Source organism: Cryobacterium frigoriphilum, assembly GCF_004403305.1.
Lineage (GTDB): Bacteria > Actinomycetota > Actinomycetes > Actinomycetales > Microbacteriaceae > Cryobacterium > Cryobacterium frigoriphilum.
This window is the reverse complement of the sequence record NZ_SOHE01000053.1, coordinates 126,636-148,588: the sequence shown is the minus strand read 5'-3', so window position 1 is coordinate 148,588 and position 21,953 is coordinate 126,636. Positions and strand designations below refer to the sequence as shown.

The following is a 21,953-nucleotide window of genomic DNA, read 5'->3' as shown; positions in this document are numbered from 1 at the left end:
ACGCCGATGAGCGACCAACCGCCGCTGCACAGTGTTCAGCAGCTGCTCAGTGCCCAGCCGGTACCCAGTGCCCAGCCGGTGCTCAGTGCCCAGCCGGTGCTCAGTGCCCAGCCGGTGCCCGGTGCCCAGCCGGTGCTCAGCATCGAGCACGTCACTCTGCAGATCGGCGGTGCCCGCATCCTGAACGATGTGTCGCTGGCGATTCCGAAGGGCGAGATGCTCGGGGTGATCGGCCCGAACGGGGCCGGCAAGACGACCCTGTTCAACGTGATCTCCGGCGTGCTGTTCGCAACCGCGGGGGTGGTGCGGCTGAACGGCCGCACCATCACCCGGGAACCCATTCACGCCAGGGCGCGGGCCGGCCTCGGCCGTACCTTTCAAACCTCGAGCCTGTTCGCCGGCCTCACCGCGACCGAGAACGTGCGCCTCGCGGCCCAGACCAAGGCGGGCGGAGCGACCGCCCTGGGCAAGTTTCCCCGAGCGCGGGATGCCGCCACCCGACTCGCCGAGCAACGCCTGGCAGAGGTGGGCCTCGGCGCCCACCGCCGCAGCATCGCGGGCGGTCTCTCGCACGGCGACAAACGCAAACTGGAGATCGCGATGCTGATGGCCATGGATCCTGAGGTCATCCTGCTCGACGAACCCATGGCGGGGGTCGGGTCGGGCGATGTGCCCGGCCTCATGGAGGTGATCCGTCAGCTGCACCACGGCGGCCGCACCGTGCTCATGGTCGAGCACCACATGGAAGTGGTGCTCGGCCTGGTCGACCGCGTCGCCGTCATGCACCACGGCGAACTGCTCGCCTGCGACACCCCCGACGCCGTGATGGGTAACCCCACGGTGCAGTCCGCCTACCTCGGAGGAGCGGCATGACCGACCCGATACGCACCGAATCGCCACGCACCGAATCGATACGCACCGAACCCGCCCGCACCGAACCCATACTGCGCGTTCGGAACCTGTACGGCCGTATCGCCGGCCAGCAGGTCGTCGAAGACGTGTCCTTTGACGTGCCGGGCACCGGCGTCACCGCCCTGCTCGGTCGCAACGGCGTCGGCAAGACCAGCACCATCAGATCGATTCTGGGCCTCATCGAGCGCACCGGCGAGGTGACCTTTGCCGGTTCCCGCGTCGATCGCCTGCCGACGCACCGCATCGTGCAGCGGGGTGTGGGGTACGTGCCCGAAGACCGGGAGGTATTCGCGAAGCTCACGGTGACGGAAAACCTCCGGCTCGCCGAGCGCGACGCGCACCCCAACCGAGCTCTCGTCGAGGCGCTCTTTCCCGACCTCGTGCAGCGCCGGGCCCAGCTCGCCGGCACCCTGTCGGGCGGACAGCAGCAGATGGTGTCCCTCGCACGCGCCCTGCTGAACACCAACCGGCTGCTGCTCGTCGACGAACCGACGAAGGGACTGTCGCCGAAGATCGTCGGCGAGGTCACCGAGGCGCTGCTGGCCGCGGCGGCCACGGTGCCGATCCTGCTCGTGGAACAAAACCTGCAGGTGATCCGCCGCCTGGCCGACCGGGTCGTCGTGCTCTCCGGCGGGCGCGTCGTCTTCACCGGTGACGCCGCCGACCTGCTCGACGACCCGGAGCTGATCCAGCGCTACCTCGGCGTGCACAGCGGGGCCGACCCCGCCGACACGACGACGGATGCGGCGGTGCCGGCATGAGCACCCTCGTACTCTTGCTCGTCACTGGCCTGGGCCTCGGCGCCCTGTACTTTCTCGTGGCATCGGGACTCTCACTCATCTACGGGCTGATGGGCGTGCTCAACTTCGCCCACGGCTCCTTTCTCACCGTCGGGGCTTTCATCGGCTGGGAGGTGTCACGCAGGCTGAGCGACGGCTCCTGGTGGGCGCTCGTCGCCGCGATGCTCGTGGGTGCCCTCGTCGGGGCGCTCGCCGCGGCTGCGACCGAATTCTTTCTGATTCGGCGCCTCTACAACCGTCACATCGAACAGGTGCTCGTGACCGTGGGACTCGCCCTGGCCACCGTGGCCCTGTTCGAGGGCATCTGGGGCACCGATCCGACCTACGTCACGAGCCCGGCCTGGCTGGCGCAGACCACCGAGATCCTCGGCGCGCGCATTCCTAATAACAGGTTTCTGCTCATCGCCCTCGCCGTACTCGTACTCGTCACGATCGTCGGGTTTCTGCGCTTCACCCGTTACGGTCTGATCATTCGGGCCGGAGTCGAAAACCGCACCATGGTCACCGCGCTCGGTATCGACGTGCGCCGGGCCTTCACCGTGGTCTTCGCGATCGGCGGTGCCGCGGCCGGACTCGGCGGGGTGCTCGCGTCGATCTACTACGGCTACGTCTCGGCCCATATCGGCAGCTCGCTGCTGATCTTCGCGTTCATCGTGACCGTCATCGGCGGGCTGGGATCCCTCGGCGGCGCGGCCATCGCATCCGTTCTCGTGGCCGTTCTGCAACAGTTCGCGAACTTCTACCTCGGCGGCACCGGCGACCTCGCCGTCGTGCTCGCCCTCGCCGCGGTGCTGCTGGTTCGGCCGCGTGGACTGCTCGGAGCGAAAGGGAGCACGGCATGACGGAGCACGGTATGAGAGGGCAGGGCCTGAGCGGGCAGCGCAGACTCATCATCAAAATAGCCGCCGGGGGAGCGCTCGTCGCCCTGCTGGCGCTGCTTCCGCTGCTGAACATTTCGATCCCCGGCGTTTTTCCCGGCCCGACCTACACCCCGGGAACGCTGCAGCTGCTGGCCTACGCGATGCTGATCGCGGCGCTCGCGCTGAGCTATCACCTGTTGTTCGGCCTGGCCGGCATGCTGTCCTTCGGCCACGCGCTGTTCTTCGCGGCCGGAGCCTACGGACTCGGAATCGTGCTGCGTCGCTTTTCGCCCGACTGGTTGTCGCCGGGAGCCACGTTCCTCGTGGCGGTGGTCATCACGGTCGTGCTCGGCTTCGTGCTCGCCGCGGTCGTCGGGTCGCTGAGTCTGCGGGTCACCGGCATCTCGTTCGCGATGGTCACGCTTGCCTTCGCGCAGGCCGGGTCGGTCGTGGTGCGTCGCAACCCCGAGGGCCTGACCGGCGGTGAGGAGGGCCTGTCCCTCGACGTCACCAACGTGCCGAGCTTCTTCGTCGGCGTGTTGAACACCCGCAACCTGTACTGGCTGGCGCTCGGGGTGCTCGTCGTCGTCTACCTCGTGGTGCTCTGGGTGGAACGCTCCCGGGCCGGTCACGTCGTGGCCGCGACCCGCGAAAACGACCTGCGGGTGCGAGTCATCGGTATCCGCCCGTACGGGGTGCGGCTGCTTGTCTTCAGCATCGCCGGCGCGCTCGCGGCGCTCGCCGGGGCGGCGTTTCTGCTGCTGCAGAGCGGCGTCTCGCCGCGGGTCGCGACGCCCGACTTCACCCTGACGCTGCTGGTCATCGTCGTGCTCGGCGGGGTCGGGCTGCGCTGGGGCGCCGTGCTCGGCGCCGTCGTCTATACGCTGCTCGACCAGCGTCTGACGGCTCTGGCCGGGTCGGACTTGATCGCGGGACTGCCGGACGTGTTGCGCATCCCGCTGTCGCAGCCCCTGTTTCTGCTCGGCACCCTGTTCATTCTGGTGGTGCTGTTTCTGCCGGGCGGACTCGCCGGCCTGGCCAAGCTCGGCGAGCACCGCACCCCCCGCGGCCCGCGGCGGGCGCGCACGATTGCGGCCGAGGGGACGACACGGTGAACGAGTCAGGGCTGCACACGATCGGCGGCTGGGTGCGCGACCGGGCCAGGGCCAGTGCCGATCGAATCGCCGTCGACGACCGCGGGGTCGTGCTGAGCTACCGTGACCTCGATGAGCGCAGCAGCGCCCTCGCCGACGCATTCCGGGCCGCCGGCTACGTGGTGGGCGACCGGGTCGCAACCCTCACCGGCAACAGCTCCGACCACGTCGTGGTGTTTTTCGCCTGCGCGCGTGCCGGACTGGTGCTCGTTCCGCTGTCCTGGCGGCTCTCCCCACGGGAACTGGCGACCCAGCTCGCCGTCGCCGATCCGACGCTGCTGCTGGTCGAGGACGAGTGTGAGACCCTCGCCGGCGACGCGACGGCACGCCTCGCGGCGGCTGCGCTGCCGACTGCGCTGCCGAGCACGCTGCCGCGTACGATGCTCGGAGCCCGCGGCGTCGAGTCGCGCGTACCGGCACCCCGGCGTGCCGACGCCACCGACGAACCGGGTCACGTCGGGCGGGCGCGCTCGGTGCAGGACGACGACGCCCTGCTGCTCGTTTTCACCTCCGGCACCCTCGGGCAGCCCAAGGGAGTCGTGCTCACGCACGCGAACTGCTTCTGGACGAACCTCTCCCTTGCTGCCATGGTCGAACTCACGAGCGCCGACGTTGTGCTGTCGGTCATGCCGCAGTACCACGTCGGCGGCTGGAACATTCAGCCGCTGCTGGCCTGGAACGTCGGCGCGACGGTCGTGCTCGAGCGCACCTTCGACCCCGGTCGGGTGCTGCAGCTCATTCAGGATCGACGAATCAGCACCATGATGGGCGTTCCGGCGAACTACCTGTTTCTGGCGCAGCATCCGCTGTTTGCCGGGGCAGACCTCTCGAGCCTGAAGCATGCCCTCGTGGGCGGGGCTCCGATGCCGGCGCCGCTGTTGCGCACCTGGCATGCCCGCGGTGTGGCCCTGACCCAGGGCTACGGGCTGACGGAGGCCTCGCCGAACGTGCTCTATCTGCCCGACGAAGACGCCCGCAGCATGGTCGGCTACGCTGGCAAACCATACCCGCACGTGCAGGTCGCGGTCGCCGACCCCCTGACCGGTGAGCATCTCACCGGGGCCGGTTTCGGCGAACTCCTGGTGCGCGGTCCGAATGTGTTCTCCGGATACTTTCGGGCCCCGGCCGAGACCGCGGCGGCGCTGCGTGACGGATGGCTGCACACCGGTGATCTGGTGCGTCGCGACGACCGCGGGTACTACGCGATCGTGGATCGTATTTCCGAAATCTATACCTCGGGTGGCGAAAGCATCGCGCCCGCTGAAGTGGAGAACGTTGTGTTCGAACATGCTGCTGTGGCCGACGTGGCCGTGATCGGCGTCCCCGATGATCGCTGGGGCGAGGTGGGGGTCGCCTTCGTCGTGCTGCGGCCGGGCCACCCGGCCGAGCAGCAGGCGATCGACGAGCAGCAGATCCTGGCCCACACCCGCGCCGAACTGGCGCGGTTCAAGGTTCCGGCCTTCGTGCGCTTTCTGCCGGAATTGCCGCGGTCCCACAGCGGAAAGGTCCAGCGGCGGGAGCTGCTGGCACGCTGGCAGCGCGCATCCGTTTCGGGCAGCCCGGTTTCCGGCAGTGCCGTGTCGACCGGAACCGGGAGCGCATCGTGAGCGCCGGGCAGCCGCGCACCGCGCGCGGGGCCGAGACCAAGCGTCGACTGCTCGAGGCGGCGGAAGACGTCTTCTCCCGCCTCGGATACGCCGAGGCCTCCGTGTCCCGTCTCACGGAGTCGGCCGGGGTGGGTCAGGGCACCTTCTACCTCTATTTCGATTCGAAGCTGGAGATCTTCAACGAACTCGTCGAAGACCTCAACCATCGCGTTCGCCAGGCGATGAGCGCCGCGTCGGCGGCGACCGAAAACCGTATCGATTCCGAGCGGGCCGGCTTTCGGGCGTTCTTCCAGTTCACGGCCGATCATCCGGCGCTCTACCGAATCGTGCGGGAGGCCGAGTTCGTGTCCCCCGGGGCGCTGCGGCTGCACTACACGCGAATCGTCGAGGGGTACATCTCCGGTCTCCGGGCCGCGGGTGAGGCCGGTGAGATCGGGGACATCGACCCCACCGTCGCCGCGTGGGCGCTCATGGGTGTCGGCGAGATGATCGGCATGCGCTGGGTGCTGTGGGGGGACGAGACCGACCCCGGCACCGATGATGCCGCCTCTGCCGATCCATTTGCGAGCGGAACCCGGGCGGTTCCCGAGCACGTATTCGAGCAGATGATGCGCTTCATCGAGGGTGCGCTCGGGGTTCCCTCCACCGCGGAGCTGCAGGCCCATCCGCTGACCGCTCGGGGCTCCGAATGAGCGGCGCGGCGGAGTCGGCCGACTATCGGGCCTTTCAGGTCGCGGTCAGCGGCGGCCAGCTTTTCGGCGGGCAGTGGCGGGGGCGGCCGGTCAGCCGACCGCCCGCTGAGAGTGGCCGGCCGGTTGCGGTGCTCACGATCCACGGAATCACCGCCTCGCACCGAAGCTTTTCCTGGCTCGCCACGGCGTTGCCGGGCCACCGGGTGATCGCTCCCGACCTGCGGGGTCGGGCCCGCAGCAACAGCCTGCCCGGCCCATACGCGCTGCGCGCGCAGGCCGACGACATGGTTGCCGTGCTCGACGGGCTCGGCGTGGAACGCGTCATCGTCGTCGGTCACTCGATGGGGGCCTTCGTCGCGGTCTGGCTGGCACACCGTTTTCCCGACCGGGTCGATTCGCTCGTGCTCGTCGACGGCGGTCTGCCGATTGCCCGCCAGCCCGGAGTCGAACCGATCAGCATGCTCGGTCCGGCCGCGGCACGCCTGTCCACAACCTTCGCGAACAGCGCGGACTACACCGAATTCTGGCGGCGGCATCCGGCGTTCGCCGATGACTGGTCGCCGGGGGTCGCCGACTTCGCCCGCTACGACCTTGACGGCGCCCCGTTCGCGCTGCGTCCCTCGACGCGCCTGGAGGCCGTCGGGGAAAACGTGCTGCAGCTCGACGGCGCCGACGGGTACGCGGAGGCCCTGGCCTCGGTCACCGCTCCGATCGACTTTCTGCGAGCACCGCGGGGGCTGCTGAACGAGCCCGCCGCGCTGTACGATCCAAGCGTGGTCGCCGCCGTGCGCGAGCGGCTCCCCGCACTGCGCGTGCACGAGATCGACGACGTCAACCACTACACGATCGTGATGTCGGCCCACGGAGCCGAACGCGTCGCATCCGTCATCACCGCACCAGACCGAACCGAACCAGCCCGAACCGCACCCGTCGGCACCGCACCCAGCCACTAGCCCCGTCGTCAGCCCCGTCATTCGTACCCGGAGTCAGAGAGGACCCCATCATGACCGACACCATCTTTCAGGGCATCACCCAGAGCAGCGTGCACACTCCCCGCCTGCAGGCCGGAGTGCTGGAACGCCCCGCCGCCGACGGCGCCGCGGGTGGGGTCGTCGTGTTCATCCACGGCAACGTGTCCTCGTCGCTGTTCTGGCAGCCGATCATGCTGGCGCTGCCGCCCGAATGGCGGGCCGTCGCCATCGACCTGCGTGGCTTCGGGGCCAGCGAGATCCTGCCCGTCGACGCGACGCGGGGGCTGGCCGACTTCTCCGATGACGTCGCATCGGTGCTCGACGCCCTGGGCATCGCCAGCGCGCACGTCGTCGGCTGGAGCATGGGCGGCGGCGTGCTGATGCGCCTGCTGCTCGACCGGCCGGGTCTCGTGGCATCCGCGACGCTCGTTGCTCCGGTGTCGCCCTTCGGCTTCGGCGGCACGAGTGGCGACGACGGTACGCGACTCACCGATGACGACGCGGGGACCGGCGGCGGGGGAGTGAACCCGGACTTCGTCGCCCGGCTGCTCGCGCGCGACACGAGCGCCGACGCGGCTGCGTCACCGTTGAGCGTGTACCGCACGGCGTACGTCAAACCGCCGTTTGCCTCCGACCAGGAACCGATCTGGGTGCAGTCGATGCTGTCCACCGCGACCGGCGTCGGCAATTACCCCGGCGACTCCACGGCCTCGCCGAACTGGCCCGGTTTCGCGCCCGGCACCCAGGGGGTGCTGAACACGATGGCGCCGCAGTATTTCAATACCAGCGCGATCGTCGACCTGCCGCAGAAGCCGCCGGTGCTGTGGCTGCACGGCACCGACGATGTCATCGTGTCCGATTCCTCGCTCTTTGACCTGAACTACCTCGGGCAGCTCGGCGTGATTCCGGGCTGGCCCGGCATCGACGTTGCCCCGCCCCAGCCGATGATTCGCCAGATTCGCGCCGTGCTCGCCGCCTACCGGGCGGCCGGGGGCGCCGTGACCGAGCTCGAACTGACGGACTGCGGGCACTCCCCGCACCTGGAACACCCGGCGGTGTTCCTCACGGCGCTGCTCACCCAGCTGCGAGCCATCGGCGGCGCGTAAGCTACACGGGTGGCTGCTATCAATATAGGGATGCCGAAAGTACCCGAGGTACTCGCTCCCAGACGTAAATCCCGTCAGATCAAGGTCGGCAAGGTCCTGGTCGGAGGCGGCGCGCAAGTGAGCGTGCAGTCGATGACCACGACCCCGACCACCAACATCAACGCGACGCTCCAGCAGATCGCCGAGCTCACGGCGAGCGGATGCGACATCGTGCGCGTCGCCGTGCCCACCCGTGACGACGCCGAAGTGCTCTCGATCATCGCGAAGAAGAGCCAGATTCCGGTCATCGCGGACATTCACTTTCAGCCCAACTATGTCTTCGCGGCCATCGACGCCGGTTGCGCCGCTGTGCGCGTCAACCCCGGCAACATCCGCAAGTTCGACGACCAGATCGGCAAGATCGCGGCCGCGGCGAAGGCCGCGGGCACGAGCCTGCGCATCGGCGTCAACGCCGGATCGCTCGAACCGAGCATCATGGCGAAGTACGGCAAGGCCACCCCGGAGGCGCTCGTAGAGAGCGCCATCTGGGAGGCGAGCCTGTTCGAAGAGCACGACTTTCACGACTTCAAGATCTCGGTCAAGCACAACGACCCGGTCGTGATGGTCAAGGCCTACCGGCTGCTGGCCGAACGCGGCGACTGGCCGCTGCACCTCGGCGTGACCGAGGCCGGGCCGAGCTTCCAGGGCACCATCAAGAGCGCCACGGCGTTCGGGATCCTGCTCGGTGAGGGCATCGGCGACACCATCCGGGTGTCGCTGAGCGCACCGCCGGTCGAGGAGATCAAGGTCGGCCTGCAGATCCTGCAGTCGCTGAACCTGCGCGAGCGCAAGCTCGAGATCGTCTCCTGCCCGAGCTGTGGCCGGGCCCAGGTGGATGTCTACAAGCTCGCCAACGACGTCACCGACGGGCTCGAGGGAATGACCGTGCCGCTGCGGGTCGCCGTCATGGGCTGCGTCGTCAACGGACCGGGCGAGGCCCGCGAGGCCGACCTGGGCGTCGCGAGCGGTAACGGCAAGGGTCAGATCTTCGTGCGCGGCGAGGTCATCAAGACCGTGCCGGAGGCCGATATCGTCAAGACCCTGATCGAGGAGGCCAACCGCCTCGCCGCCGAGATGCCCGCTGCCGAGCTGGGCGCCCCCACCGTCTCCGTTGGCTCGAACTAGCACCGGTCGCATTAGTCGACCATGGCCGCGCCCGAAACGGGTGGCCGCTACCGTAATTACCGTAGCGGTCACCCGTTTCGGGCACGGTCACGCGCAAACTGCGGGTGAAGTGGGCTCCGCGCGCGCGGGCTGCGCGACACGCGTAAGGTAGGTCAGTGCCTACACGTCTCTCTAACTACTTCCTCCGTACCCTTCGTGAAGATCCTTCCGACGCGGAGGTGACCAGCCACCGCCTGCTCGTGCGTGCGGGCTACATCCGGCGTCAGGCCCCTGGCATCTTCGCGTGGCTGCCGCTGGGCCTGCGGGTCAAGGCCAAGGTCGAGAAGATCATCCGCGAGGAGATGGCCGCCGCCGGCGCACACGAGGTGCATTTTCCCGCGCTGCTGCCCCGCGAACCCTACGAGACAACCGGCCGCTGGGACGAGTACGGCGATGGTATTTTTCGTCTGAAAGACCGCAAAGGCTCCGACATGCTGCTCGCGCCCACGCACGAGGAGGTCTTCACCCTGCTCGTGAAAGACCTCTACAGCAGCTATAAAGATCTGCCGCTGGCGATCTACCAGATCCAGGACAAGTACCGCGACGAGGCACGCTCGCGCGGCGGCCTGCTGCGCGGCCGCGAATTCACCATGAAGGATGCCTACTCCTTCGACCACACCGACGCCGGCCTCGACGCGAGCTACCAGAACCAGCGCGACGCCTACGAGCGCATCTTCACCCGCTTCGGCCTCGAGTACGCGATCGTGAAAGCGGACGCCGGCGCCATGGGCGGCTCGAAGAGCGAGGAATTTCTGCACCCGACCGCGGTCGGTGAGGACACCTTCGTGCGTTCGGCCGGCGGCTACGCGGCCAACGTCGAAGCGTTCACGACTCTCGTGCCCGCCGAGATCGACTTCACAGCTGCCGCGGCCCCCGTGGTCTACGACACCCCCGACACTCCCACCATCCAGACCCTCGTCGACGCCGCCAACGCGGCGCACCCACGCGCCTCCGGCGTAGCCTGGACCGCCGCCGACACCCTGAAGAACGTCGTGCTCGCGCTGATGTTCCCCGACGGTACCCGCGAGATCATCGCGATCGCCGTTCCGGGAGACCGCGACGTCGACCTCAAGCGCGTCGAGGTGGCGTTTGGCCCGGCCGAGGTCGAAGCGGCCAACGAGACCGACTTTCTGCGCTATCCGGCACTGGTCAAGGGCTACATCGGTCCGTGGACGGCGGAGGGCGCGGTGCTCGGCGACAAGGGGACCACCGGCATCCGCTTCTTCGTCGACCCGCGCGTCGTCGCCGGTACCGAGTGGATCACCGGCGCCAACGAGAACGGCCGCCACGTCTTCGGCCTCATCGCCGGCCGTGACTTCGCGATCGATCAGACCGTCGAAGCCTCCGACGTGCGCGCCGGCGACCCGGCGCCCGACGGCTCCGGCCCGGTCGAACTGATCCGCGGCATGGAAATCGGCCACGTCTTCCAGCTGGGCCGCAAGTACGCCGAGCTGCTGGGCCTCAAGGTGCTCGACGAAAACGGCAAGCTCGTCACCGTCACGATGGGCTCGTACGGTATTGGCGTCACCCGTATTCTCGCGGTCATCGCCGAGCTGAACAACGACGCGAAGGGCCTGATCTGGCCCGAATCCGTGACGCCGTTCGATGTGCACGTGATCGCCACCGGCCGTGACGAGGTCGTCTTCGAAGCCTCGGAGACCGTTGTCGCAGCCCTCGAGGCGACCGGCCGTGAGGTGCTCTACGACGACCGCCGCAAGGTGTCGCCCGGCATCAAGTTCGGTGACGCCGAACTTATCGGTGTGCCCAAGATCGTGATCGTCGGCCGCGGCGCGGCCGACGGCATCGTCGAGCTGTGGGATCGTCGCAGCGGCGAACGCGAGCAGATAGCGATCGAAGAGGTCGCCGCACACTTTTCCTGATGCCGACGGATGCGACGGATGCCCCCAGATCGAGTGGGGTCATCCGTCGCTTCGCTGTGCCCGCGAACAGCGCCGCAGCGCGTGCCGGGCGGTGACGCAGGCCCGCAGATTCGGGTAGCGTAGTGGGAAGCCCGCTGCACAGTTTCGCGGCGGCAAGATCTGAATAGAGGAGGCCGGCCATGGACATCGACCTCAGTGTTTTGCGGCTTATGGAGCGCGAGAAAGAGATTCCCTTCGAGGAACTCGTGCAAATCATCGAACAGGCGATTCTGACCGCCTACATCAAGCACAGCACCCAGGAAGTCTCCAAGCACGGTGAACCGCCCACGCAGGCCACCGACGACGTACCCGGCGCGCGAGTCGTACTCGACCGCAAGACCGGTCACGTGGACATTTTCATCCCCGAACACGACGATGAGGGCAACGTCATCGGTGAAGCCGTTGACAACCCCACCGATTTCGGGCGCATCGCGGCCTTTGCGGCGAAGCAGGTCATCAACCAGCGTCTGCGCGACCTGGCCGACGACGCCGTTCTCGGCGAGTTCAAGGGCCGTGAGGGCGACATCGTCGCCGGCATCATCCAGCAGGGGCCCAACCCCCGCATGATCCACGTCGACCTCGGCACGATCGAGGCGATCATGCCGCCCGAGGAACAGGTACCGACCGAGAAGTACGTGCACGGCGCCCGCATCCGGGTATTCGTGACGGCCGTCGGCCGCGGGCTCAAGGGACCGCAGATCACGGTCTCGCGCACGCACCCGTCGCTCGTGCGCAAGCTCTTCGCCCTCGAGGTGCCCGAGATCGCCAGTGGCGTCGTCGAGATCGTGTCGCTCGCCCGCGAGGCCGGCCACCGCACCAAGATCGCCGTGCGCGCCACCGAACCCGGGGTCAACGCCAAGGGTGCCTGCATCGGTGAACTCGGCCAGCGCGTGCGCGCGGTGACCGTCGAACTGAACAACGAGAAGATCGACATCGTCGACTTCTCGCCCGACCTGGCCACGTTTGTGGCGAGTGCGCTGTCGCCGGCCAAGGTGACCAGTGCGTACATCATCGACGAGTCGATCAAGGCCGTTCGGGCCCTCGTGCCCGACTATCAGCTGTCCCTCGCGATCGGCAAGGAGGGCCAAAACGCCCGCCTCGCCGCCAAGCTCACGGGGGCGAAAATCGACATTCAGCCGGACAGCATTCTGGAGGATGTCGAATAGGGGGTACGATGGATCCCGTTAGAACGTGCATTGGGTGCCGTTCGCGCGCTGCACGGTCTTCCCTTCTCAGGGTGGTAGCCGGAAAATCGGAACTCGTGGTGGATGACACCGCCACACTCCCCGGTAGAGGTGCGTGGCTGCATCCGACCGCTTCGTGCTTCCAGGAGGCACTGAAGCGCCGCGCTTTTGGGCGTGCCCTTCGCGTGACCGGCTTGCTGGACGCGAGACAACTAGAGAACAGGCTGAATGGCTAATGGATAACTAATGAGCGGCTCGAAATGAGACCCGTCCGTTATTAACGGTCTGCCCCTTTCCGGGCGCAGACCCGGAACAGGAGAATTGTGGCTGCAAAACCACGCGTACACGAGATCGCCAGCGAGCTCGGAGTCGACAGCAAGGTAGCCCTTGCCAAATTGAAAGAAATGGGCGAGTTCGTCAAAGGACCGTCCAGCAGTGTTGAGCCCCCCGTAGCCCGTCGCCTTCGCGCCGCGCTGCAGGAACTGGCCGGCAGTGCGACCACCACCGCCGCGACCCCCGCCACCGCGGGTGCCGCGGCCGCAACCGTCACCACCTCCGCGCCCCGTCCGAGCACCGGCGTCAAGCCCGGCGTTCGTCCGAGCGCGGCCCGCCCCGGCCCGAAGCCGCCCGTGCAGACCCCCGCTCCCGCAGCGCCGGTTGAAGCGGCCCCGGTGACGGATGCGCCGCCCCTGCCCGCCGCGCCCCTCACGGTGGCCGAGCGTCAGGCTCAGGCAGCCGAGCGTGCTGCCGCCGCCGAGAAGGCAGCAGAAGCGACGAAGGCCGCCGAAGCCGCCACCGCCACCGAGGCTCCGGCCGACGCTGCCACCCCGGCAGCCAAGACCCCCGGCGCCAAGCCGAGCACGGGCGTCAAGCCCGGTGCCCCGCGGCCCGGTGCCCGTCCGGGCAACAACCCCTTCGCCAGCAATCAGGGCATGGGCAAGACGCCCACCGCGCCGCCGCGCCCGGGTAACAACCCGTTCGCGAGCGCTCAGGGCATGGGCCAGCGTCCGGCGACCCCGACCCCCAGCAACATTCCCCGTCCGGCCGCTCCCCGCCCCGGCGCTCCGCGCCCCGGTGGACCCGGTCAGGCTCCCCGCCCGAACGGCTTCGGCCAGCGTCCGGGTGCCTTCCAGCGTCCCGGTGGCGCACCGGGCGGCGCCGGTGGCGCTCGTCCCGGCTTCGCTCGCCCAGGTGGCGCCCCGGCCGGAGCCCCCGGCTTCGGTCCGCCCCGTCCCGCGGGCGGTGGCGCCGGTCGCGGCCGCGGCCCCGGTGGAGGCACCGCTGGTGCCTTCGGTCGCGGTGGTGGCAAGAACAAGGCGCGCAAGTCGAAGCGTACGAAGAGAGCAGAATTCGAACTGCGCGAAGCGCCGTCGCTGGGTGGCGTATCCGTACCCCGCGGCGATGGTGGAACCGTAGTTCGCCTGCGTCGCGGCGCGTCGATCACCGACTTCGCCGACAAGATTGACGCGAGCCCCGGAAACCTCGTCACCGTGCTGTTCCACCTCGGTGAAATGGCTACGGCAACGGAGTCCCTCGACGAGGCGACCTTCGGTGTGCTCGGAGACGAGCTCGGCTACAAGATCCAGATGGTTTCACCCGATGACGAAGACCGTGAGCTGCTGCTCGCGTTCGATATCGACATCGACCAGGAACTGGAAGACGAAACCGACGAAGACCTCGAGGTCCGTCCTCCCGTGGTCACCGTCATGGGTCACGTCGACCACGGTAAGACTGCGCTGCTCGACGCCATCCGTAACGCGAAGGTGGCCGAAGGCGAAGCCGGCGGCATCACCCAGCACATCGGTGCGTACCAGATCATCACCGAGCACGAGGGCATCGACCGCGCCATCACCTTCATTGACACACCGGGTCACGAGGCGTTCACCGCCATGCGTGCTCGTGGTGCTCAGGTGACTGACATTGCGATCCTCGTCGTGGCCGCCGATGACGGCATCATGCCCCAGACCATTGAGGCACTCAACCACGCACAGGCCGCCAACGTGCCGATCGTGGTTGCCGTCAACAAGGTGGACAAGCCCGGAGCGAACCCGCAGAAGGTACGCCAGCAGCTCACCGAGTTCGGCCTCGTGGCCGAAGAATACGGTGGAGACGTCATGTTCGTCGACGTCTCGGCTCGTCAGAAAACCGGCATCAAGGAAATTCTTGACGCCGTGCTGCTGGTCGCCGATGCCGGCCTCGACATGCGCTCCAACCCCAACAAGGATGCTCGCGGTGTCGCCATCGAGGCTCGTCTCGACAAGGGTCGCGGCGCGGTTGCAACCGTGCTCATCCAGTCGGGAACGCTGCACGTCGGAGACTCCATCGTGGCGGGAACGGCCTACGGCCGGGTTCGTGCGATGGCCGACGAGAACGGTGTCGCCGTTCAGGCTGCCACGCCGTCGCGTGCCGTACAGGTTCAGGGCCTCTCGAGCGTTCCGCGCGCCGGTGACACCTTCCTCGTCATCGAGGAAGACCGCACCGCGCGTCAGATCGCCGAGAAGCGTGAAGCCGCCGAGCGCAACGCCCTGCTGGCCAAGGCCCGCAAGCGCATCAGCCTCGAAGACTTCACCCGTGCACTCGAAGAGGGCAAGGTCGAATCGCTCAACCTCATCATCAAGGGCGACGTGTCCGGTGCCGTTGAGGCACTGGAAGAGTCGCTGCTCAAGATCGAGGTCGACGACAGCGTGCAGCTGCGCATCATCCACCGTGGTGTCGGTGCGGTCACGGAGAGCGACGTCAACCTCGCCACCGTCGACAACGCCATCATCATCGGATTCAACGTGCGCCCCGACACGAAGGCGCGCGAACGCGCGGCTCGTGAAGGCGTCGACGTGCGCTTCTACTCCGTCATCTACAACGCTCTCGAAGACATTGAGAACTCCCTCAAGGGAATGCTCAAGCCCGAGTTCGAAGAAGTGCAGAGTGGCATCGCCGAGATCCGCGAGGTGTTCCGTTCCTCCAAGTTCGGCAACATCGCCGGTGTCATCGTGCGCTCCGGTACGATCACGCGAAACGCCAAGGCGCGGGTCATCCGCGAGGGCGTCGTCGTGGGAGACAACCTGGGCATCGAATCGCTGCGTCGCTTCAAGGACGACGTCACCGAGGTCCGTACGGACTTCGAGGCCGGTATCGGTCTGGGCAAGTTCAACGACATCCAGATCGGCGACGAGATCGAAACGATTGAAATGAAGGAGAAGCCGCGGGTCTAACCCTCGGCCTCACCGGCACCACCATCACGGGTCTCCGCTCGATTCGCCCCCGGGCATCGGGCGGAGACCCGTGGTTTTTAACCACAGAATTCTTACCCCAGAAGGAGCAAGTCATGGCAGATCCGGAACGCGCGAGAAAGATGGCGGACCGCATCAAGGTCATCGTCGCCAAGCGCATCGAACGTGGCCTCCGCGACCCGCGGCTCGGGTTCGTGACGATCACCGACGTGAAGGTGACCGGCGACCTGCAGCACGCCTCGGTCTTCTACACCGTCTACGGGTCGATCGAGGAGCGCACCGACAGCGCCGCCGCGCTCAAGGCCGCTACCGGAATGATGCGCAGCGAGGTTGGCAAGAACATCACCGCTCGCCTCACGCCGTCAATCGAATTCATCGCCGACGCGATCCCCGAGAACGCGGCGCTCATCGACGACCTCCTGCGGGAGGCGCACGAGCGCGACACCGCGACCGAGGACAGCAAGGGCACCGCAACCTACGCCGGCGACGCCGACCCCTACAAGAAGCCGCGCGACTACGAGGCCGAAGCGCTGGCCGCTGACGCTGACGCCGACGACGATGTGGTCTTCGAGACCGTCACGGACGACGACAAGAAGTAGCTGAACGCGCGAGCGGATGCCGACACCCGATCACGGGGGTCGGCATCCGCTCGTTTGTGGCGTCACGCGAAGAGCGTGCGCTCCAGGAAGGCGTTGGCGAAACGGCGCTGCGGGTCCACGCGCAGGGTCTCGAGCGCGAAGGCATCGAGGCGCGGGTACACCCGGCGCAGCTCGACGCCGGTCAGCGTGGCGACCTTGCCCCAGTGCGGGCGGGCGTTGAACGGGGCCAGCGCCCTCTCCACGTGCGGCAGCACGGCCAGCACCTCCGGATGTCTTTGGTGCCAGGTGAAGTGCACCGCGAAGCTGTCGCGAGCGTAGCTTGGGGACAGCCACCCGGCATCCGCCGCGACCGTGCGCAGCTCGGCCACGTACAGCAGCGGTTGGATCAGGTGCCCGATCGCGCGCAGCGCCTCAATGGCCGGCACGGCGTTGTCGATCGGCACCAGGTACTCCGACTGGATCTCGGTACCGAGGCTCGGCTGAAAGTCGCTGCGAAAGTGTGGCAGTCGTTCGTTCCACGGGCCGGCGACGCGCAGCTGCTCGGTGACGTTGCTGGCGGCGGCTCCCTTGAACGGATGCACGGCCACACCCGCTTCACGGCCGCCGAGCGCCGCCAGGTCGATCGTGGCGCCACCCCCGCCACCGCGACCGCCGTCGACGCGGCGCTTGGTCAGGATCTGCTGGGTGTTCTCGCCCACGAAGGTCGTGAACACACTGACGCTGTAGCCGCCGGCCATGATGTCGGCCCAGTGGGGGAGCGCAGCCGCCCACGGCAGGTCCTCGTGCACGTGCTGGACGATCTGAAAGCTCGGCTCGGTCTCGAGGGTGACGTTGGTGACGATGCCGAGGGCTCCGATCCCGACCAGGGATGCCTCGAATCTGTCGTCGCCGCGCCGCAGCGTCTCGACGACGCCCGACGCCCGCACGATATCGAAGGCGGTCACCTTCGCGGCGAGGGATCCCAGGTTCACGCCGGAGCCGTGCGTGCCGGTTTGGATCGCACCGGCGACCGAAATATGCGGCAGCGAGGCCAGATTGTGCAGGGCCAGCCCGCGGGCTTCGAGGTAGGCACCCAGTCGGGCGTGGGTCACGCCGGCCCCCACGGACACGATGCGGGCGCCGGTGCCCGGGTCGGTGTCGAGCTCGATCTCACCCTGCAGGCGGTCGAGAGCCACGAGGGTGCCGGTGGTGTCGGCCGAATCGTTGAAGGAGTGCCGCGACCCCAGTGCCTTCACCCGCACGCTGCCCGCGACGATCTCGCAGAGTTCTTCGACCGTGGCGGGGTGCCTCAGATCGGTCGTCGCGTAGGTCAGATTGCCGGCCCAGTTGTGCAGTTCTGCTGTGATCGTGTTGGCCACGTGTCTCCCCCTTGAGCGTTGTTTCTAGTCTGGCAGCACGTAGCCGCGGCCCGATTCACCGGTGCGGCCCGGTTCACTCGTGCGGCGCTGGCCGACCGCCACGGCGAGGCCGTCGGCGAGCAACCCGGCAATGGCACGCTCCCGCTGGGGCGCATCGTCCCAGAGCCCCGTGATCTCGGCATCCGTCACGGGACGGTGTGTGGAACGCAGCTCGGCCATGATCAGCCCGCGCACCTGACGGTCGCTGCCCTCGAACTTTTTCTGCACGGCCTTGCGCGGCCCGTCATAGACAGGGTAGCCGGCGGCCCTCCAGGCACAGCTATTCCGAATCGGGCATACGTCGCAGTGCGGGTTACGGGCGGTGCAGACGACGGCGCCGAGTTCCATCGTCGCCGCATTGAACACCGCAGCCTCCGTTTCGGCACGGGGGAGCAGCGCTTCCATCGCCTCGAGGTCGCGGGTTCGGGCCGGCGGCAGCGGTTCACCCTGGCCGGCCACCGAGCGGGCGATGACGCGCCGGGTGTTGGTGTCGACCACCGGATGCCGGTGCCCGTAGGCGAAGGCAGCCACCGCCCTGGCCGTGTAGTCACCGATACCGGTCAGTTCCAGGAGTGCGTCGACATCGTGCGGCACCACGCCGCCGTGGCGCTCGCTGATCTGAACCGCGGCGGCGTGCAGCCACAGAGCGCGGCGCGGGTAGCCGAGGGTGGCCCAGGCCCGCACGGCCTCGCTCGCGGGCACGGCGGCAAGCGCGTCCGGGGTCGGCCACCGTTCGAGCCAGTCTTCGAGCCTCGGTATCACCCGAGCGACCGGGGTCTGCTGCAGCATGAACTCGCTCACCAGAATTCCCCAGGCACCAAAACCCGCGCGGCGCCACGGCAGGTCGCGGGCCTCGCGCCGAAACCAGGCGTTGAGAGCCACGTGCAGGTCGGGGCTGGAAATCTCTGTGGGGGCCAAAGCAGTCATCCGTTCCAATCTAACCGCCAATCGAGGCGGCAAACGGGCCTAGGCTTTTGGCATGAAGCTCGTTTCCACACCACGCACCGATTTTCTGCGAACCCTCGCCGCTGAGATCATGCACAATTACGGCCGCGGACGCACGATCATCGCGGTTGACGGTACGGATGCCTCCGGTCGCGTCGAATTCGCCGACCAGCTGGCCGAGGTGCTGCGGGAAACCGACCGCCACGTCTTTCGCGCGTCGATGCGCTTTTTTCAGCGGGCCAGGAACGAACAGGATTCCTCAGAGCCCGACCCGCAACTGCGCCTCTACCGCTCCGGATCCGACGATTCGGCCCTGCGCCGGGTGCTCGTCGAACCGTTCCGCATGGGCGGCAGCGCGGGCTTCGTGCTCGAGCAGCGCGACCCTGAGAGCGGCGAGTGGATCCAGCCGACCTGGCGCACGGCGCCGCACGATGCGGTGCTCATCCTCGACGGCGATTATCTGAACCGGCCCGACGTGCACGATCTCTGGTCGTACAGCGTGTTGCTCGAGACCGACACCGCCCGCGCGCAGCAGAGCCTCGCCGAGGCGGCCTACCTCGCCGAGGTCGCGCCCCGCGATACCGTCACCGCCGTCGTCGACACCACCGATGCGGCCGCACCGCTGCGACGCTTCCTCGACCGCTGCTGAGCGCCGCGACCAGTCTCGGGGGAGCCGCAGGCCGCGAGTCGCGGAGATCGCACCCTCCCGGCGCGGGCGAGGGTGCGAAGTCCGTACCTCAGCGCCGCCGTACCGCAGCGCCGCCGTACCTCAGCGCCACGGTAGCTCAGTGCCTCGGCAGCCGCGCGAGCACCGCGTCGGGCGTGAGCGAGACCCCGCTCGTCTCGACCTCGTGCACGAGCGTGGTCAGCAGGGCGCTGACCGGGGCCTCCAGGCCGGACGCCGCGGCCTCACGCACGATGGCGCCGTTGAGGTAGTCGATCTCGGTCACCTGTCCGCGATTGAGGCTCTGCAAGGTCGACCCTTGGTTCGGAACCGATCCCATCCGGGCCCGCAGCTGCAGCGGCAGCCGCTGTCCGGCCCACAGCGGCAGTCGCGCGAAGCGCCGCAGGCTGCGGTCGTCGAGGCCCTGCAGCTGTCCGAAGCGCACACCGCGCGCGCGCGCCACCCGCACCGCCTCCCGCATGCTCGCCGTCATCAGTCGCCGCAGCCCGGGGTGGTCGATGACCTCCTGCACACTCAGGCCCGTGATCGCCGGCAAGGCGTTGAGCATGTTCACGATGAGCTTGGTCCACTGGGCGCCCACGAAATTGTCGAGGGCGATGGTGGGAACGGCGGCGTCGAGCACGGCCTGCCAGCGCCGGGTGGCGGCATCCGCTGCCCCGGAACCGCGCCCCAGATAGGTGGGCGCCGCGGTGGTCACCCGCACCACCCCGGGGGCCTCGTAGTGGGCGGCGATGAGGGTGAGGGCACCGAAGCAATCGGAGCCGGGCAGCAGCCGGGCCGCGGTCGTGACCCCGTCGAGACCGTTCTGCACGACGATCACCGGGGAGCCCGCGATAGCCGCCGCGTTGAAGCTCAGGGCCGCCGCGGCATCGTGCGCCTTCGTGCAGACCAGGGTGAGGTCAGGGGTTTCCGCGAGCCGTTCGAGCGCGGCGGGCCGAGCATGGGTGTCGCCGAATCCGCCGGACAGACGGATGCCCTCCTCACGAATCACGTCGAGGGCCCGGCCGCGGGCGGTCACGGTGACGTGGTGTCCGGCACGCGCCAGCAGGGTAGCGAAGGTACCGCCGAGCGCACCGGCCCCGATGACGGCTAGGCGCATAGCGGTTTCGGGTGCAGCGGTGATGGCATTTCTTCAGCCTAGGGCGCTCGACCGGCCGCGCCGCTCGACAACGGCGAGCGAACCAGCGCCGGCTGGTAAACTCGGCGAGTGCGCAGCGCCTTCGGCACCAAACTGTATCCCGTTCCCGGCGTCTCAACTTTTTCGGAAGGCCCGCGCATGAGCGCCGACACCACTCGCCCTGCACGCACGCAGGGCACCACCGCGAGCGGCCTGCTGCTCGTCGACAAGATCCAGGGCTGGACGAGCCACGACGCCGTTGCCCGCACCCGCCGCCTCGCCGGCACCCGCAAGGTCGGCCACGCCGGCACCCTCGACCCGATGGCGACCGGCCTGCTGGTGCTCGGCATCAACAACTCCACCCGGCTGTTGACCTATGTCGTCGGGCTCGACAAGGAATACTTCGCCACGATTCGCCTCGGTGCCTGCACCACGACGGACGACGCGGAGGGCGAAGAGATCGAACGCGCCCCCGCAGACGTCGTCGCCGCGCTGACCCCCGAGGCCGTGGCCAGCGGCATGACCGCCCTGACCGGAGCAATCGGCCAGCGCCCGAGCGCGGTGAGCGCGATCAAGATCGACGGCCAGCGTGCCTACGCCCGCGTGCGCGCCGGCGAAGACGTGCAGCTGCCGTCCCGCCCCGTGACCGTGAGCGCCTTCGAGCTGCTCGACAGCACTGAAATCGACGGGTTTCTCGACCTCCGGGTGCGGGTGGACTGTGGTTCAGGCACCTACATTCGGGCGCTCGCCCGCGACCTCGGCGCCGCACTCGGTGTCGGTGGCCACCTGACGGCGTTGCGGCGCACCCGCATCGGCCCGTTCCGCATCGAGGACGCCCGGCTGCTCGACGAGCTCGACGTGGCCGCGAATCTGATCGCGCCGACGGATGCCGCCACCCGCCTGCTCGCCCGCCTCGATCTCACGCCGCAACAGGCGATTGATCTGGGTCATGGCAAACGCATCGACGTGGACCCGGCGCTCGTGGCCGCCATCGAGGCCCGCCCCGGCCGACGCCCCCGCACTGCAGGCGAAGCCGGAGACGTCGGCGCGGCCGGCGCGGTCGTTCCGGTCGCCGCGGTGGCCCCGGACGGTCGACTCGTGGGGCTCGTCGAGCTGCGCGGCCACCACGCCAAGTCCGTGCTGAACTTTGCGCCCGACGAACCCGCAGCATCCGTCGCCGAACCGAACGAGACCCGATGATCGAGTGGTTCAGCTGGCTGCAGCTCGCCATCGCCGTGCCGGCGGGAGTGCTGTGTGTCGTGCTCGGCCTGCTCGGGCGCAAACCGACCGACCTCACCATGGGCGCGACCCTGCTCGTAGAGCTGCTGCTGCTCGCGCAGCTCGTGGTCGCGCTCGTCGCTCCGCTGGTCGGAAACGAAGCGACCGGCAGCCTGCTGGAGTTCTACACGTACCTGATCAGCGCGATCCTGCTGCCGGTCGCCGCCGGATTCTGGGCCCTCATCGAACGCAGCCGCTGGAGCACGGTCATTCTCGGTGTCGCGTGCCTCTCGGTCGCGGTCATGATTTATCGCATGGTGCAGATCTGGACCGTGCAGGGCGTGTGACGCCCGGTGC

General features: G+C 68.3%; 20 protein-coding genes. 17 read left to right on the top strand and 3 right to left on the bottom strand.

The window, feature by feature from the left end; genetic code table 11:
• Nucleotides 1-6 precede the first annotated feature (6 nt).
• From E3T55_RS12505 to rbfA, 14 genes are all read left to right on the top strand, one after another.
• Entirely contained in the window at nt 7-873 is an 867-nt protein-coding gene (locus E3T55_RS12505) for an ATP-binding cassette domain-containing protein (protein WP_134519893.1), read from the top strand.
• Nucleotides 870-1,673, top strand: a complete 804-nt coding sequence (locus E3T55_RS12500) for an ABC transporter ATP-binding protein (RefSeq protein ID WP_134519892.1) — start codon at nt 870-872, stop codon at nt 1,671-1,673. Before E3T55_RS12505 ends, E3T55_RS12500 begins: the two co-directional genes overlap by 4 nt.
• Nucleotides 1,670-2,554, top strand: coding sequence for a branched-chain amino acid ABC transporter permease (locus E3T55_RS12495; RefSeq protein ID WP_134519891.1), 885 nt, complete (start codon nt 1,670-1,672; stop codon nt 2,552-2,554). The genes E3T55_RS12500 and E3T55_RS12495 overlap by 4 nt, the downstream gene beginning before the upstream one ends.
• Before the next feature lie 11 nt (nt 2,555-2,565).
• The gene (locus E3T55_RS12490; RefSeq protein WP_134520045.1) at nt 2,566-3,687 is read left to right on the top strand and encodes a branched-chain amino acid ABC transporter permease; all 1,122 of its coding nucleotides are present in this window, start codon (nt 2,566-2,568) and stop codon (nt 3,685-3,687) included.
• Nucleotides 3,684-5,333 (top strand): class I adenylate-forming enzyme family protein, encoded by a 1,650-nt coding sequence (locus E3T55_RS12485; protein WP_134519890.1) that lies wholly within the window; start codon nt 3,684-3,686, stop codon nt 5,331-5,333. Before E3T55_RS12490 ends, E3T55_RS12485 begins: the two co-directional genes overlap by 4 nt.
• Nucleotides 5,330-6,025 (top strand): TetR/AcrR family transcriptional regulator, encoded by a 696-nt coding sequence (locus E3T55_RS12480; RefSeq protein ID WP_134519889.1) that lies wholly within the window; start codon nt 5,330-5,332, stop codon nt 6,023-6,025. The genes E3T55_RS12485 and E3T55_RS12480 overlap by 4 nt, the downstream gene beginning before the upstream one ends.
• Nucleotides 6,022-6,978, top strand: coding sequence for an alpha/beta fold hydrolase (locus tag E3T55_RS12475; RefSeq protein WP_134519888.1), 957 nt, complete (start codon nt 6,022-6,024; stop codon nt 6,976-6,978). Before E3T55_RS12480 ends, E3T55_RS12475 begins: the two co-directional genes overlap by 4 nt.
• Before the next feature lie 50 nt (nt 6,979-7,028).
• Nucleotides 7,029-8,102, top strand: a complete 1,074-nt coding sequence (locus E3T55_RS12470) for an alpha/beta fold hydrolase (RefSeq protein ID WP_134519887.1) — start codon at nt 7,029-7,031, stop codon at nt 8,100-8,102.
• Nucleotides 8,103-8,111: 9 nt separating this feature from the next.
• Nucleotides 8,112-9,266, top strand: a complete 1,155-nt coding sequence (gene ispG / locus E3T55_RS12465) for a flavodoxin-dependent (E)-4-hydroxy-3-methylbut-2-enyl-diphosphate synthase (protein ID WP_174775467.1) — start codon at nt 8,112-8,114, stop codon at nt 9,264-9,266.
• Between the two features lie 155 nt (nt 9,267-9,421).
• Entirely contained in the window at nt 9,422-11,185 is a 1,764-nt protein-coding gene (locus E3T55_RS12460) for a proline--tRNA ligase (RefSeq protein WP_134519885.1), read from the top strand.
• A gap of 179 nt (nt 11,186-11,364) precedes the next feature.
• The gene (nusA, locus tag E3T55_RS12455) at nt 11,365-12,390 is read left to right on the top strand and encodes a transcription termination factor NusA (protein WP_134519884.1); all 1,026 of its coding nucleotides are present in this window, start codon (nt 11,365-11,367) and stop codon (nt 12,388-12,390) included.
• A gap of 8 nt (nt 12,391-12,398) precedes the next feature.
• Entirely contained in the window at nt 12,399-12,644 is a 246-nt protein-coding gene (locus E3T55_RS12450; protein ID WP_134519883.1) for a YlxR family protein, read from the top strand.
• Nucleotides 12,645-12,731: 87 nt separating this feature from the next.
• Complete coding sequence (gene infB, locus E3T55_RS12445; protein WP_134519882.1) at nt 12,732-15,617, top strand: translation initiation factor IF-2; 2,886 nt, start codon at nt 12,732-12,734, stop codon at nt 15,615-15,617.
• A gap of 113 nt (nt 15,618-15,730) precedes the next feature.
• Nucleotides 15,731-16,234: a 30S ribosome-binding factor RbfA gene (gene rbfA / locus E3T55_RS12440; protein WP_134519881.1), complete on the top strand. Its 504-nt coding sequence runs from the start codon at nt 15,731-15,733 to the stop codon at nt 16,232-16,234.
• A 62-nt stretch (nt 16,235-16,296) separates the two neighbouring features.
• Here the strand turns inward: rbfA and E3T55_RS12435 are convergent, their stop codons facing one another.
• Both E3T55_RS12435 and E3T55_RS12430 read right to left on the bottom strand, forming a co-directional pair.
• Entirely contained in the window at nt 16,297-17,592 is a 1,296-nt protein-coding gene (locus E3T55_RS12435) for a D-arabinono-1,4-lactone oxidase (protein ID WP_198418570.1), read from the bottom strand.
• 24 nt (nt 17,593-17,616) lie between these two features.
• The gene (locus E3T55_RS12430; RefSeq protein ID WP_134519880.1) at nt 17,617-18,558 is read right to left on the bottom strand and encodes an HhH-GPD family protein; all 942 of its coding nucleotides are present in this window, start codon (nt 18,556-18,558) and stop codon (nt 17,617-17,619) included.
• Nucleotides 18,559-18,610: 52 nt separating this feature from the next.
• Between E3T55_RS12430 and E3T55_RS12425 the strand changes: the two genes are divergently transcribed.
• A complete protein-coding gene (locus tag E3T55_RS12425; protein ID WP_134519879.1) occupies nt 18,611-19,225 on the top strand; it encodes a nucleoside/nucleotide kinase family protein in 615 nt (204 codons plus the stop codon).
• A 136-nt stretch (nt 19,226-19,361) separates the two neighbouring features.
• On the opposite strand, the gene E3T55_RS12420 is transcribed toward E3T55_RS12425, so the two are convergent.
• Nucleotides 19,362-20,360, bottom strand: a complete 999-nt coding sequence (locus tag E3T55_RS12420) for a ketopantoate reductase family protein (protein ID WP_134519878.1) — start codon at nt 20,358-20,360, stop codon at nt 19,362-19,364.
• 177 nt (nt 20,361-20,537) lie between these two features.
• Here E3T55_RS12420 and truB point away from each other — a divergent pair, with 177 nt between their 5' ends.
• Nucleotides 20,538-21,578 (top strand): tRNA pseudouridine(55) synthase TruB, encoded by a 1,041-nt coding sequence (truB, locus tag E3T55_RS12415; protein WP_134520043.1) that lies wholly within the window; start codon nt 20,538-20,540, stop codon nt 21,576-21,578.
• Entirely contained in the window at nt 21,575-21,943 is a 369-nt protein-coding gene (locus tag E3T55_RS12410) for a hypothetical protein (protein WP_134519877.1), read from the top strand. Before truB ends, E3T55_RS12410 begins: the two co-directional genes overlap by 4 nt.
• Nucleotides 21,944-21,953: the final 10 nt, after the last annotated feature.

Bases quoted from the DNA above. Each gene is read 5' to 3' on its own strand.
- E3T55_RS12505 (WP_134519893.1), top strand. From the start codon at position 7: ATGAGCGACCAACCGCCGCTGCACAGTGTTCAGCAGCTGCTCAGTGCC.
- E3T55_RS12500 (WP_134519892.1), top strand. From the start codon at position 870: ATGACCGACCCGATACGCACCGAATCGCCACGCACCGAATCGATACGC.
- E3T55_RS12495 (WP_134519891.1), top strand. From the start codon at position 1,670: ATGAGCACCCTCGTACTCTTGCTCGTCACTGGCCTGGGCCTCGGCGCC.
- E3T55_RS12490 (WP_134520045.1), top strand. From the start codon at position 2,566: ATGAGAGGGCAGGGCCTGAGCGGGCAGCGCAGACTCATCATCAAAATA.
- E3T55_RS12475 (WP_134519888.1), top strand. From the start codon at position 6,022: ATGAGCGGCGCGGCGGAGTCGGCCGACTATCGGGCCTTTCAGGTCGCG.
- E3T55_RS12470 (WP_134519887.1), top strand. From the start codon at position 7,029: ATGACCGACACCATCTTTCAGGGCATCACCCAGAGCAGCGTGCACACT.
- nusA (WP_134519884.1), top strand. From the start codon at position 11,365: ATGGACATCGACCTCAGTGTTTTGCGGCTTATGGAGCGCGAGAAAGAG.
- E3T55_RS12450 (WP_134519883.1), top strand. From the start codon at position 12,399: ATGGATCCCGTTAGAACGTGCATTGGGTGCCGTTCGCGCGCTGCACGG.
- rbfA (WP_134519881.1), top strand. From the start codon at position 15,731: ATGGCAGATCCGGAACGCGCGAGAAAGATGGCGGACCGCATCAAGGTC.
- E3T55_RS12430 (WP_134519880.1), bottom strand. From the start codon at position 18,558: ATGACTGCTTTGGCCCCCACAGAGATTTCCAGCCCCGACCTGCACGTG.
- E3T55_RS12425 (WP_134519879.1), top strand. From the start codon at position 18,611: ATGAAGCTCGTTTCCACACCACGCACCGATTTTCTGCGAACCCTCGCC.
- E3T55_RS12420 (WP_134519878.1), bottom strand. From the start codon at position 20,360: ATGCGCCTAGCCGTCATCGGGGCCGGTGCGCTCGGCGGTACCTTCGCT.
- truB (WP_134520043.1), top strand. From the start codon at position 20,538: ATGAGCGCCGACACCACTCGCCCTGCACGCACGCAGGGCACCACCGCG.
- E3T55_RS12410 (WP_134519877.1), top strand. From the start codon at position 21,575: ATGATCGAGTGGTTCAGCTGGCTGCAGCTCGCCATCGCCGTGCCGGCG.